Annotated in this window: 12 protein-coding genes; 3 read left to right on the forward strand and 9 right to left on the reverse strand. The window is 56.1% G+C overall.

What is annotated here, in order from left to right:
* Position 1 precedes the first annotated feature (1 nt).
* Together RIC29_12375 and RIC29_12380 are read left to right on the forward strand one after the other, a co-directional pair.
* Positions 2 to 352 (forward strand): cupin domain-containing protein, encoded by a 351-nt coding sequence (locus RIC29_12375; GenBank protein ID MEQ8735713.1) that lies wholly within the window; start codon positions 2 to 4, stop codon positions 350 to 352.
* A 56-nt stretch (positions 353 to 408) separates the two neighbouring features.
* Positions 409 to 2,166, forward strand: coding sequence for a nitrilase-related carbon-nitrogen hydrolase (locus tag RIC29_12380; GenBank protein MEQ8735714.1), 1,758 nt, complete (start codon positions 409 to 411; stop codon positions 2,164 to 2,166).
* A 63-nt stretch (positions 2,167 to 2,229) separates the two neighbouring features.
* Here RIC29_12380 and dctP read toward each other — a convergent pair whose 3' ends face one another.
* The 8 genes from dctP to RIC29_12420 all read right to left on the reverse strand — a co-directional run bounded on the left by dctP (position 2,230) and on the right by RIC29_12420 (position 10,623).
* On the reverse strand, positions 2,230 to 3,231 hold the full coding sequence (gene dctP / locus RIC29_12385; GenBank protein MEQ8735715.1) for a TRAP transporter substrate-binding protein DctP: 1,002 nt from the start codon (positions 3,229 to 3,231) through the stop codon (positions 2,230 to 2,232).
* Positions 3,232 to 3,253: 22 nt separating this feature from the next.
* Positions 3,254 to 3,772: a VOC family protein gene (locus RIC29_12390; protein ID MEQ8735716.1), complete on the reverse strand. Its 519-nt coding sequence runs from the start codon at positions 3,770 to 3,772 to the stop codon at positions 3,254 to 3,256.
* Positions 3,773 to 3,806: 34 nt separating this feature from the next.
* Positions 3,807 to 5,501: an alpha/beta hydrolase gene (locus tag RIC29_12395; protein ID MEQ8735717.1), complete on the reverse strand. Its 1,695-nt coding sequence runs from the start codon at positions 5,499 to 5,501 to the stop codon at positions 3,807 to 3,809.
* 41 nt (positions 5,502 to 5,542) lie between these two features.
* On the reverse strand, positions 5,543 to 6,775 hold the full coding sequence (locus RIC29_12400) for a TCR/Tet family MFS transporter (GenBank protein MEQ8735718.1): 1,233 nt from the start codon (positions 6,773 to 6,775) through the stop codon (positions 5,543 to 5,545).
* Between the two features lie 159 nt (positions 6,776 to 6,934).
* Positions 6,935 to 7,783: a cupin domain-containing protein gene (locus RIC29_12405; GenBank protein ID MEQ8735719.1), complete on the reverse strand. Its 849-nt coding sequence runs from the start codon at positions 7,781 to 7,783 to the stop codon at positions 6,935 to 6,937.
* Positions 7,784 to 8,110 (reverse strand): hypothetical protein, encoded by a 327-nt coding sequence (locus tag RIC29_12410; GenBank protein ID MEQ8735720.1) that lies wholly within the window; start codon positions 8,108 to 8,110, stop codon positions 7,784 to 7,786.
* A 13-nt stretch (positions 8,111 to 8,123) separates the two neighbouring features.
* Positions 8,124 to 9,308 carry a class I SAM-dependent methyltransferase gene (locus RIC29_12415; GenBank protein ID MEQ8735721.1) on the reverse strand — a complete coding sequence of 395 codons (1,185 nt, stop codon included), beginning with the start codon at positions 9,306 to 9,308 and terminating at the stop codon, positions 8,124 to 8,126.
* 103 nt (positions 9,309 to 9,411) lie between these two features.
* The gene (locus RIC29_12420) at positions 9,412 to 10,623 is read right to left on the reverse strand and encodes an FAD-dependent monooxygenase (protein MEQ8735722.1); all 1,212 of its coding nucleotides are present in this window, start codon (positions 10,621 to 10,623) and stop codon (positions 9,412 to 9,414) included.
* Between the two features lie 108 nt (positions 10,624 to 10,731).
* Between RIC29_12420 and RIC29_12425 the strand changes: the two genes are divergently transcribed.
* Positions 10,732 to 11,925: a cyclopropane-fatty-acyl-phospholipid synthase family protein gene (locus RIC29_12425; GenBank protein MEQ8735723.1), complete on the forward strand. Its 1,194-nt coding sequence runs from the start codon at positions 10,732 to 10,734 to the stop codon at positions 11,923 to 11,925.
* On the opposite strand, the gene RIC29_12430 is transcribed toward RIC29_12425, so the two are convergent.
* Positions 11,922 to 12,782, reverse strand: a complete 861-nt coding sequence (locus tag RIC29_12430; GenBank protein ID MEQ8735724.1) for a VOC family protein — start codon at positions 12,780 to 12,782, stop codon at positions 11,922 to 11,924. The two genes, RIC29_12425 and RIC29_12430, sit on opposite strands and share 4 nt — an antisense overlap.
* Positions 12,783 to 12,794: the final 12 nt, after the last annotated feature.

Genomic DNA, 12,794 nt, shown 5'->3' on the forward strand with positions numbered 1-12,794 from the left:
TATGTCCAATAAATCTCCCCGCATCGAAGAGTTCCCCTGGGGTCGCATCGAATGGCTGGCGGATCACGCCTCTCATCCCGGCGCGAAAACCAGCCTGGCGAAAATGATCGTGAAGCCTGGCGCGGACACCCCGTTGCATCGCCACGATAACTGTTCCGAGGTCATTCATGTGCTGGAGGGCGCGGTCGCCGTTCAGGTGAGCACCTATGCGCCGGTCTCTCTGGGCGCAGGCGAAACCTACCTGTTTCCGGCCTACACCCCACACAGTTTGCAAAATGTGGGAGACGGCGAGGCCGTGCTGATGTTGTCGTTCTCCAACGCCAATCGCAGTTATAAAGCGATTGCGGCCTAGGCGGCTCCGGTGAGTCTGCGTTAGGGTTATCTCTCAAGAAACAGGGGATGACCGCTATGCGTTACACAGCAGCGTGTTTAACGGCCAGCACCAAACCCGCAGAGGGAAACTGGGCCGCGCGTATCGCAGACCTCGCTGCCGACTACGCTGATCTCAAGTTGGTTGCCGTGCCAGCCTTGCAGCAATCGCCAGAGACAGATGTTCACATCTTTGCAACTGCCGCGCAAAGTCACGGACTTCATATCGCCGGTGCCATAGGCACACAGGCGTTCTTGATCTCTCCTGAAGGAATCGACCTGTTGGTTGATGCGGTAGATGAAGATGACTTTCCCGTGGTGAAGTCCGCAATAGGTGATCTGGCGGTTGTGGTTGGTGATGATCTGCGCATCCATGAGGTGGTGCGCGGTCATATGTTTAATGGCGCCGAGATTATTCTCAATCCCATCTGCGAACGGCCTGACGCTTTATCATCACAGCGAGATTTAGCACGGTCCGCGCGCGCGTATGAAAACCTCGTTGCGGTACTCACGGCATCTGCGGGTGGTACATCAGGGGCGTGGGACTCGCGTGGGGAGTGCCTGGTTTCTGGCGGGCCAGAGCATGATGCGGTTTGCGCCAAGATTGATCTTGAAGCGCTGCGCGCCGAGCGCATGGTGGCGCCGCTCAATTTTCCGGCGCAATTGCGCACCAAACTGTATTCCAATGAATACCTTCAGGCCGCCGAACGGGCGCAGGGATGGGCCACGCGCAACACCCCAACCGTCGCTCCTTATCAGGCGCTGATTGTGCAAGCCCACATCACCACCGTCCCCAGCATTGAGCAGGCTGACGAAGTGATTACGGCCAACATGGACCGCAGCCTTGCACTGGCCGGGAAGTTTGCCGCCGGGCCGAACATCAAGTTGGTGGTGTTTCCAGAGTATTGGATGACCGGTGTGCCCTTCGGGCGCTCGGTGGATGACTTCTGGCCCAAGGTGGGGATTCGCATGGATGGGCCGCATTTTGCGCGCCTGCAAGAATTTGCCCAACAGACCAAAACCTATGTCGGCGGGGCCATGTTTGAATATGATCCCGACTGGCCGCGCCGCTGGTTTAACACTGCGTTTATTATTAATCCGTCCGGCGACGTCATTCTCAAGTATCGCAAAATTCAATGCGGTGACATCAACGGCATGCTCAACAACACCACGCCGGGCAATGTCTATTCAGACTATGTGCAGCGTTATGGCGAAGATGGCCTGTTTCCGGTTGTGGATACAGACATCGGTCGTCTCGCGGCCTGTGTCTGTTACGACACCAATTTTCCAGAGTTGTGGCGCGCGCTCACTTTGCGCGGCGCTGAGTTGATCGTTTACCCCACCGGTGAGCCTCATCATGTCTGCCGCACTGCCTGGGAGATTGCCAAGCAAGCCCATGCCGCTGAGAACCAGATTTATATCGCCAGTGCCAATGCGGGGTGTGAGGCGTCGGCCCCCGGATCGCCCACCACCTATTTTCATCGCGGATTTTCTAAGCTTGTCGGGCCGGATGGCCGCATCGCCGGTGTGGCAGATACAGCGGGTGAGGTGCCGTTGATCGTCAATGTGGATATTGAAAACCTGCGCCGTCTCCGGGCCGATGCTGATTTATCTTTAATAGATAAAATCGATTTTAATGCGGCAGCCAAAATCTACACCACGCACGATGGCTTCCCGCTGAATTGGGCTTTAGAGTCACCCACCGAGACCGCGTTCGAGGGGATTGGGCATGTCATGAAAACCATGGAACGCTATCGCGAAACAGGCGTGTACCGCGCACCGTCAGAAGCGGCCTAATACGCCAACATTAAACTTCCTCGCTTTATGATGACGAAAGCCGCGCACCGAGCGGAAGACATTTTACTTCTGTTGCGCGGCGAAGGCGGCTTTGGCGGCCATAATGGCACCATACAATTCCTGGGCACGTCCGCCGGCAGCCTCAATCACATCCTGATGCGTTGATAGGCCAACGGCGCGCCAGGCAGAAAGCTGTGCGTCCGTTGGCTCAATCAGCGTGACATGGTCTGCGGCAGCGGCGTTGAGAATACGATCTTCATCGGCGCGCATTGCTGCGGCCGCGTCGACCGCACTGGGATGAGACTTCAAAATCAAGTCCTGTTGCTGAGGGCTAAGGCTTTCATGCCATTGCTTGTTCGCCAACAGCGTAATCACACTCGGGGTGTGATGTGTTTGTGTGTAGTACGGAGCATCAATTGATGTCCCCGTCATCGCGTAGACAAAAGAGTTGGTTTCCCCTCCTTCAATCAGGCCAGTCTGAAGTGACGTCACAACTTCGGGCGATGCCACCTGAAAGGTGTCCGCGCCAAGGGCTTGGATGAACAGTTGTGAGGCTGGATCAATCAAAGCGCGAAAGCGTTTTCCGGATACGTCTTGCGGATGATGGATCGGCGCGTTGGCGTAAATGCCGTGCCACGCCGCCCCATAGAGACGCAAACCAATAACGCCGTGTTCGGCCAGCAGATCATTGCCAAAGGGTGTAATCACGGCTGTGTTGACGTAATCAAATTCTTCCCAGGAGTCGAACAGATAGGGCGCATTAAGGACTGTAAATTCCGGCACGGCTGTGGCGGCCGACTGCGCCCCGACAGCAGCGATTTGTATGCGCCCGCGTCGCAGGGCAAAAAAGTAGGATTCGTCTGACCCTAGCTCTCCTCTGACCATAAGTTTTACGTCAAATGGTTGACCTGGTGCCGCACTCAGAACTGCACCCATGTCCTGATAAAATTTGTCAGACGCAATGGCCGGGCTTGAAACGGCGCCCAAGGTCAGCGGAATTTTATCTGCCGCTGCGACAGGTACACACCAAAGCACCATCCATAGTGCAAGAAGTCTCAGAGTCACATTTTCTGTCCGGTTGTTTGAATCACGTCACGGTTCTCACAGTTGTTCCGATGTCTTCAAAGACTTCCAGAAAATACCCGTCCGGATCTTGCGCCATAAACAGTTTGGCCGGAACAAACGCGCCGCTTTCATCGCCGAGGTTCCGCGCTTCTGTGACAGGCATCAAGACGGTTCCCCCCAGTTCTTCGACCTGCGCAGCAGCCTGCTCCGCATTTGAGGTTGAGAGAACCAACGCAACACTGCCGATGCCGAGACGGCGGATGTCATGATCTGGCTCTGGCAGGGGCGGGTCACACAGTTCCATCAGGCCGATCATACCCACCAGTGGGTTCTCGCCTTTGAGGATCAGGAAACGCCCATTCCCACCGCGCGGTTTTGTGCCCACCGGAAAGAAAGGCACGCGCGCCAAATCCACACTCAACTCAGCATAGAGGGTGAGTCCAAACACGCCTTCATAAAAAGCCTGCGACCGGTCTAGATCACGAACCAACAGGGTTGCGCGCCGTAAAACGCTGGTGACGTCGCCCGGGGTGTCAACCATTCAGCGTGCTCCTCAATCGGCTTTCAATGGGCTGTTATCCTTCAAGGAAACTCAAAATCGTCCGCGCCCGGGCAGCTTGATCAGCAGGCCGCGCAGCAACGCTACTATTGGAGAGCATCTTTGCAGCTTCTCTGGCCCAGCGATAACGCACGTCATCTTCCGTTTCCAACACCAGGGTCGGCGCGGTAATTTTTGGCAATAGCGCGCGACCATCTACATCAATGGCGGCTGCAATGGCATCGCCCGCCGTCTTCCACTGCTTCAGGGTATCGATCAAACGCATGTGCAGGGTGTCGGTATCAAAGTCTGGTGAGATTTTGCGAATGGCTCCAACGCCGCCGTCATACCAGGGCCACTGCACCGATTGATCCCGCAGCATATGCCAGCAGCGATGTAGGTGGGTGCCGTCCAGTTGCGGTCGCAAGTCCGGTACGTAGTTCACCTTCATTTCAGACTGTAATTCCGGTTCGGGCAAAGCAACCGCGTCCAACACAAGCTTGCGCACCCGCGCACCATGACTGGCGGCGAGCGCCAGGGCAATCGGAGTGCTCAGGCCGTTCGCGACCAGATCCACCTGATCCAAGCCCAAGGCGTTCAGCGCAGCAACGAGACTCTGCACGTACGCGTCAGTTGTGGGTTTTTCTAAGGCATCAGAATCATTGCAGCCGGGCAGGTCCAAGCCAAAAGCTGGGCGGCCCCGGCCAAGGGACTTTAGGTAGGTTTCATCCGCGCGGGCGCTGCCGGGCAGATCATGGAGGAAGACGATGGGCGTGCCTGTGCCATGTCCCGCACGACGCACCAGAATCTGACCATGTCTGGTATCTACATAGCCGCGAGTCACACCAGAGCTAAGCGGGTTTTTCAGCGGATCAGGGGGTGAGAAATCACCCGCGCCCTCAAAGTCCGCATGGTCGCTGAACAATTCCTCAAGGCGCGCTTTCCACGCATCCCGATCCGGGCTCAAGCGTTCAACGGTGCTGCCGGCGGGTAGGGGGGTGGGCAAGCTATCGAGGAACGCATAGAGCACATCATCTTCGCGCGCCATAAACACGCAGCGGGCGGATAACGTTGGGATCACCGGCATGGCTTTGTAGCGCATGGCTCCCGAGTATGCGTCCGAGAAGTTGGGCCCGGCCATAAACAAATCCATGCTGTAGTCCTGCAAGTAGGTCATGTCGCGCTGGGCGGTTGGCATGCGCGTCGCTTTGCTTTTGGCAAACCACGGGAACCAGCGCTGAAAATCACGCACGCGGGTCCATTCTTCTGCCAGGTAACTGCCCGAAGCGGTTGGTTTGAAGGGGTGCATGTAGCTTTCAATAAACGCATAGTCGGTATCGCCAGGGGGTAAAGACAACCCATCCATAATGGCAACGGCCACCCGTTCTGGATGGTTGGCGGCAAACTCCAACAGAATTTTCGAGCTGGTATGAAAGCCATACACAGGACAGCGTTCAACCCCAAACCCCAGAATGGTATCGGCCAGAGCCCCGGCGAAGTCGCCAATTTCCGGACGCGGTTCAGAGGGCAGCGCGGTCGAATTGCCATAGCCCGGCGTGTCGATGGCAATCGCCGTGAAGCGGTCTGAGAAATGTTCCACCAGGGGAATATGCAGCACCGACGAGCGCGGAGAATCATGCAGCAAAATAACCGGCGGGCCAGACCCGGCTGCCCGGTAATGCACTTGGCCGTTGCCGGCGTTTACGAAGCCCTTGCGGATAGCTGCCGCCATATTTTCTCTCCCGAATCAAATGAGAAGAGAGATTAACCGTCTCAGGCGGCGGGCGCGAGGGTCGCTTTGCGTAAAATGCGAAGACACATCATCAAACTGATGAAGACGAAGAGACTGGACGCATAAAACGGGGCGCCGGGCACATACATCGGTGCGCCGTCCTCGGTAAACACACGAAACAACTGGGTCATTCCCAGCGGCGCGAGCATCGCCGTTAGGCTGAACAAACTGGTGATCGCCCCCTGCAACTCGCCTTGGGCGTTGGCGGGCACCTGATTTGAGACAATGGATCGCAGCGCCGGCATGGCCAGTCCCGTAAACCCAGCGGGAATCAACCACGCATAAATCATCCAGCCTTGGGTCGCGCTGCCAAAGCCGAAGAAGCAAATGGTACCCACGGTCAGGCCAATAAAGACCGCTTTTTGTTCGCCGATTTTCTTGACGATACGGCCAAGGGCAAAGCCTTGCACAAACACGGTCATGCAGCCGAAGACCCCCAAAGAAATGCCGACCTGCTGCACCGTCCAGTCAAACTTCAGCATGGTGTAAAACGACCATACGCTGGGGTGGGTAAACTGTGCCGTCTGCAAAAAGAACATAACGCCGATGAAAGAGATCACCACCGGGTATTGCCGCATCTGCATGACCGCGCCGAGGGTATTGGCGCGCGCCCAAGAGAACGCCCGGCGGTCGTCTTCCTTCAGCGTTTCGGGCAGGATAACAGCGCCATATACAAAATTCGTAAAGGCCAGACCGGCGGCAAAGAAGAAAGGGACACGTGGCCCGTACTCACCAAGAAATCCCCCAATCACGGGACCGAGAATAAAGCCAAGGCCACCCGCTGCGGTGATCAGACCAAAGTTCTTGGCGCGATTCTCCGCAGTGCTGATATCGGCCATGTAAGCATTGGCGGTGGTGATGGTGCTGCCGGCAATGCCGGCGATCAAACGCCCGGCAAACAACCACGCCAGGGTCGGAGCAAAGCCCATAATGATGTAATTGGTGCCGAGCACCAGCATGGACATCAGCAACACCGGACGTCGCCCATAACGGTCACTGACGTTGCCCATCAGCGGCGCAAACAGAAACTGCATGAAAGCATGGATAAACATCAACATGCCGCCATAAGCCGCGGCTTGGCCCAACCCTTCGCCGGTCAGGTCGGTGATCAGGGCGGGCATCACCGGCACAATGATGCCGAAGGTGATGGCATCAAGCAGAATACTGAACAGAATGAAGGCGACGGCATACCGCCCAGGTGCACGATCTAACAAAATAGAGATCCCCGCAGGAGAGAAGGGCGAATACCCTTTAACTTTATAGAGCGTCGCGTTTTGGCTGTGTATGCCCATTTCAGGTGGTTGCCACACAGCGGCTGTGCCGCTTTTCAAGACGGGGCTGTGCCGCTTCTCAAATAATCGGTTGAAATGCCTTTAATAGGGTAGGGTTAAATCAGGGTTCTCTTGCAGAGTGTCTGCCAGTCCCTCGGGGAGTTGCGGCGCATAAGGGGAATCCCAGGGCACCGGGTAGCTTTCCTCAGACCAGTCTGTTGTCAGTGGCCCACCTTTGCAGCGGAATAAACCGAGTGCGCCCGTTCGGGTGCCGACGGGGCCGTGGGGAATGCCGGGCGGACGCCAAAAATACGCGCCGCGTTTCAGCACACCCATGGGCATATGCATTTCACCGGATAGCAAAAAGACTTCCTCCACCACCGGGTGGGTTTCCAGGCGATTGACCTCGCCGGTCATGCCCGTCTCATCAATATCCAGAAGCCAGGTGCTGTCACCGGTTTTTGCGTCTTTGCGTAGACCCAGGCGTTTAACCCCGGGCGCGGCCACTTTAGGGTCGGTTGCGCCACCCCAGGGCACGGATTTTGTTGAAATACGTTCTATCAGGTTATCCGCCGTGTAAAAACCATCCGGCGCGGGGCCGGCAACGCGTTTGTGCGCGCCCTCATAAAAGGTCATGACGTCTGCGCCCTCTGGTGCGGTCATGGAATTGCGCTGATAACCTGCGGGCAAATAGGCGTAATCACCTTCACCATAGAGGATGTCGTTGATTTTCAGCGTGCCCGACAGCACATAAAATTCTTCGTCACTTTCAAGATGGTGCGCCTGATCTAAACGCCAGCCTGGGGCATAGCGTATAATCTGGGTGACGGCTTTGGAGTCCGGATCGTAACTGAGGGGTTTAGCAGCGGCACCGGGGCGAGAAGAGTTAGGCCCTAACGTGCGCCAATCCACAGCTTGCGCCTGAATGAATTCAATATGTGGCCGGGCCACCTAGGCGTCCGTCTCGTCGGATGCATGACCCTCAAGCGCCGTACGGGCTTCGCGTACGCTGCGGAACAAACGACGGATGAGCGCCTCTCTGTTCTCCCGTCGTTCGGCCCATTCGTCTTCATTGGGTTCCCAGTTCTCAATGTCGGCCCGTGTCAGGGTGCCTTTTTTATCAAGCACGCGTTCAATGGTGTCAAAGCGATCCGTCAATACAGACACTTCCGTGGCCAGCGCAATTATCATGGCGTGCATTTGATCCATGTTGGGATCATTGAAGTACTGAGGCCGCTTTCCTTTGGCGGGGCGGGGCGTGGATATTTTTTCGGTCATCAATCAGGCAATGCTATGCCGCAGGCTTGGTCATATGGGCGTACCACGCTTTGCCGCCGCCACGGGTAGACCCCATGAACTTTTTGTTCTGCACTTCCACAGCGCCGGTCAACGCGTTGGCTTCTGCAATGCCAGGACCTGTCCCTTGCCAATAGCTTTCTGGGTCAAACCCGGCGCTGGCTGCAACCTCTGCAAAGTCCATTTCATGCACCGTGCCCCAGAAGGGCTCGTTGTTATTATAGGTGTCCCAATCCCGCACAAACTGGGTCCACGGATCGTCGCCGTCATAGGGCGGCAATTCCGAGAGCAGGAAAACGCCACCGGGTTTCAGCACGCGACAGGCTTCTTTGAAAACGTTATAGACGGCGCTGCGCGACATTTCGTGCAGCGAGGCCGGGCAGTTGACCAAATCAAACGTGTTGTCGTCGAAGGTCATGGCTTCACCGCTCATCTGATGGAAATGGATGGCCATGCCCAGACTCTCGGCGCGGGCGTGGGCGTAGCGCAACACGGCGGGGCCAACGTCAATGGCGTGAATTTCAGTGTCCGGAAAGCCCATCTTCAGTCCTGTGGTCGAGCCTCCAGCGGTGCAGCCAATCTCCAGCATCTTCTTGGGTTTCAAATCTGGGAAGGTTGCCGCAATCATCAATGCGGTGGCCTTGCCGATGCCATCCATGCGCGGCCCAAACAGACCTTGCGTGTAAATAAATGCCCCTTTGTCGTAAAGCGCCCCCGCTGTGATGTCATCGTCGATCAAGTCGCCGGAGTATCCGCCGGGCATGCAATGGTGATCGTTTTCTGCGACGTAAGCGGGCACTACAAAATTTGGTTCAATATGCAAAGACCCGAGCGTTTTGCCCTCGCGAATGGATTTGGCTTTGGCAATCAGTTCCGGCAACTGGCGTTGAATCGTGTCATCCACCGAATTCCACATCATTTCCTGCACCGTGCGCTGGAAAGAACTGGTCATTTGATAATAGGGGTCGCGCACCATCTCTTTGCGAATTTCATGGCGGCTTTCCGGATCACGGCCTTTAGCGGCTTTGATCTTCGGCAGTACACGCTTTTGATACGCAGCGATGTTTCCGGGCGTGATTTCATTCAACACATGCTTGCCGAGCTGGTTGAGAAAATCTTGCCGCGCCTGCTCATTGACCGAGCTTTTTGGCAGAACCGCGTGTTGATCTTGTTTCAGCATGACGAAATCCCAAAGCCTTGGTGTGTTGTTAAAATCTTACCTAAAGACTACCGCCCGAACGCCCAACGGTAAAGCAGACTCAGGCTTTATGTTAAACACAAGTTCATTGAATCGCGTTGGCGCGTTCCAACGAGTCGATGAGTGACGACTCCCGCAGAAACGCTTTTGCCTTCATCGCGTCTTTGGCGATGTCCTGCATTTCTTTCAGGTTCGATTGACGTTTTGCGCTGTCTTGTTCGCGATGGCGTTTATAATTGGCGTCAGAGGTTTTTTGAATGTCCGCACTCGCCGCATAGTGCCGTTGCCGGGAATACAGGTCGAGCAAATGATCGCTTTCGCCGTGCCAGACCTTGATCAGTTTATCCGTCAGGTTAAACGCATCCTGCACGCCGCCATTCATACCAAACCCGCCGGAGGGGCTGTTCAAATGCGCCGCGTCGCCGGCCAGCAAAATGCGGCCCACGCGCATCCGCTCCACCAGTCGCCGGTGAACCCGATACAACCGTGCGGTAATCACTTCAAAGGGGCCCTGGGTTGGCAAAATCAAATTCAGGCGGCGTTGCACTTCTGCGTCAGAAACGGCAGCGTCATCGTCCAAATCCTCCGGCGGGGAATAGCCGACCCGCCACATGTTTTTGGTGTGGAACATGCTGAAAGACCAGCCCTCCGCCCAGAAGTAGTTAACTCCACAAATGCCGTCGATGTGTTTTTCAAACGGAAACGGCGTGCCAATGGAAATGGACGACGACGGATAGGTCTCTCCTTTAAAGCTTAAATCTAAATCACGACGCACAATGCTATTTGCGCCGTCTGCCCCAATCAGCCACCGGCCATGAAGGGTGAGGGTCTCGCCGTTAATCTCGGCGGTGACCGATGCACCGTCTTCATCTTGGTCGACCCCGGTCACGTTAACGTTAAACATCAGTGTGCCTGGCCGTTCCTGCTCCAGCATTTTTGCGGCTTCAATTACCAGGTTAAGCTGCTCACACTGCAGCCGGTAAGGATGGCGGGTTTCACCGGCCAACACACCCAGATCAAACACCGCCCGTTCACCGGACTCAAACATGCAATACTGCCAGGTGCGGGCCGGACGTCCCAAAGCCACCAGCTTTTCGCTCAGACCAAGCTCGTCCAGCAGGTCCAGTGTTGAAGGATGAAAGGTCGAAGCCCTCGGTTCCGCATGGGGTTCGCTAGCTGTTTCAAGCACAGTCACGGGAATACCGGCTCGCACCAGTCTCAGCGCAGCGACCAGGCCAACCGGCCCCGCGCCAACAATAATAACCTGGTCACGGTGATGGAGATCAAAATCTGTCATATTATAATAACCACGTAACTGTGAACGAAGAGCGACGGACAATGTTCATCTATTATGGAATATTTTAGTCTCTTCCGGGGCGCTAAATTATAAAGAGGTTTTTACGCAATGCTGTTCGCCCGTTTCCTGAAGCCGCTGATGAAGCGCGGCACCCTTGTCATTATCGATCATACCGGGCGCCGCTATGATGTGGGCACCGGTGAGGCGCCGACGGTGACGGTCACGTTTCATGATCCACAGCTGGGTACAAAGCTCTTTCTCAACCCGGCACTGCATGCGGGTGAGGGCTATATGAATGGCACCCTGACGATTGAAGATGGCGACCTTTACGACATGCTGGACTTGGTGATGTCCAATATTCGCGCCATCCACGGCCATTGGGCGGCGCGCACCCTAAAATCCATCGAGCGTTTTGGCGGGTTGGTGCGCACCTACAATCCGGTGTCGCGTGCGGCCAATAACGTCGCGCATCATTATGACTTGTCGGCCACCTTGTACGAGCGGTTTCTCGACGAGGATATGCAGTACTCCATGGCCTATTACCGTTCGCCAGACGACTCCCTGGAACAAGCGCAACGCAACAAGGTCGATCACATTGCCCGCAAGCTCTGTCTTAAACCGGGCATGCGTGTTCTCGATATTGGTTGCGGTTGGGGCGGGTTAGGTCTGGCCTTGCACCAACGCCATGGCGTTAACGTTACCGGCATCAGTCTGTCCGAGGAACAGCTAAAAGTCGCCCGCCGTCGCGCCGACGCGGCCAAGGTCGGCGAGGCTGTGCAGTTTCTGTACAAGGATTATCGTGAAGTCGAGGGCATATTTGATCGCATTGTCTCTGTCGGTATGTTCGAGCACGTCGGTCTGCCTATGTACCGGACCTTTTTTAAAACCATGAAAGACCTATTGTCCGAGGATGGTGTTGCCCTGCTCCATACCATCGGTCGGGCCGATGGGCCGGGGGCTTCAGATTCCTGGACCTTGAAATACATTTTTCCAGGCGGGTATGCCCCTGCTCTGTCTGAAATTGTGCCTCATGTGGAGCGGGCTGGGCTGTACATTACTGATGTTGAAACGCTGCGTTTGCATTACGCCTACACGCTCCGTGAATGGCGCAAGCGTTTCATGGCCCATCGTGATGAAATGGAAAAAATTTATGACGCGCGCTTCTGCCGCATGTGGGAATTTTTTTTGGCCAGCGCCGAATCAAGTTTTCATCACGCCTACCACGTGAATTTCCATATTCAGATGAGTCCAAGCCTTGAGACCGTGCCCCTCACCCGCGATTATATGTATGAGTCTGCCTAGGCCGCTTTGAAGGCGATGACCGCACCGCAGGCTTGCGAGGGCGGCACCCAAATCGTTTGTTTAGTGGTTCGCACCGTCACGCCATTGTCTTCAAGCCAGACGCGCGTGGTCTCAAGATCAGCTACGAACACGGTGAAGCCAGCCAGTGCTGGCGCTGACAGAGGGTCGATTCCTGGGTAGGTGTCACGAAACCCTGGATCATCCAGAAAAGTCAGCGTCTGATGATCGAAAGTCACGGTGTTGGCTTTTTTGACTGTCGCGCCGGGATAAGACGCAAACCGTGTCATCGCCGCATCTACGTTCTCGGCAAGAACGGTCACACCCGCAACGCCCAGCGCGCCGTTGGGGTGCCCCTGAGGTGGCGGCTGAAACACTAACTCTGGTGTGAGTTGCTCTACCAAGCATACAAAGCCTTCCTCGCCCAGGGCATCGGGGGCTTTGAACCATTTGAACTTGGCGTCGCCATGATTCTGCCCAGAGCGGACGTAGCGGCCTGCGTTTTGCACCGCTGGCACCTCTAATCCTTGGCTCGTTAGAGCCGCGTGGCTGGCCTCCGCATCTGAACTGCTGAACGCCAGAATGTGCAGCCCCTCATGTCGGGCGAGCCAGGGGGCCAGATGATGGGCGGGATCGGTCGACGTTACGCCCGTCAATTCTACGTAGCTGTCTTTAAAGATGAGGTGGGCTGAGTCCTGGCCGAGCGGCACAGACTTTCCGTCCACCATACCCATCAGGGGTTCCGGGTCGGTGGGTCGAAACCCAAGACGCGTATAGGCTGCGGTCATCTTGGCGATGTCCCGGCCAACCACGCCTAGGTGATCAATCGCGGCAGGTGTGATTTGTGGGGCCGACTTCATGACAGATTGGTG

Source organism: Rhodospirillaceae bacterium, from assembly GCA_040219235.1.
GTDB lineage: Bacteria > Pseudomonadota > Alphaproteobacteria > Rhodospirillales > Rhodospirillaceae > WLXB01.

Coding starts and splice junctions, on each gene's coding strand:
- RIC29_12375 (MEQ8735713.1), top strand. CDS start 2: ATGTCCAATAAATCTCCCCGCATCGAAGAGTTCCCCTGGGGTCGCATC.
- RIC29_12380 (MEQ8735714.1), top strand. CDS start 409: ATGCGTTACACAGCAGCGTGTTTAACGGCCAGCACCAAACCCGCAGAG.
- RIC29_12390 (MEQ8735716.1), bottom strand. CDS start 3,772: ATGGTTGACACCCCGGGCGACGTCACCAGCGTTTTACGGCGCGCAACC.
- RIC29_12395 (MEQ8735717.1), bottom strand. CDS start 5,501: ATGGCGGCAGCTATCCGCAAGGGCTTCGTAAACGCCGGCAACGGCCAA.
- RIC29_12410 (MEQ8735720.1), bottom strand. CDS start 8,110: ATGACCGAAAAAATATCCACGCCCCGCCCCGCCAAAGGAAAGCGGCCT.
- RIC29_12415 (MEQ8735721.1), bottom strand. CDS start 9,308: ATGCTGAAACAAGATCAACACGCGGTTCTGCCAAAAAGCTCGGTCAAT.
- RIC29_12420 (MEQ8735722.1), bottom strand. CDS start 10,623: ATGACAGATTTTGATCTCCATCACCGTGACCAGGTTATTATTGTTGGC.
- RIC29_12425 (MEQ8735723.1), top strand. CDS start 10,732: ATGCTGTTCGCCCGTTTCCTGAAGCCGCTGATGAAGCGCGGCACCCTT.
- RIC29_12430 (MEQ8735724.1), bottom strand. CDS start 12,782: ATGAAGTCGGCCCCACAAATCACACCTGCCGCGATTGATCACCTAGGC.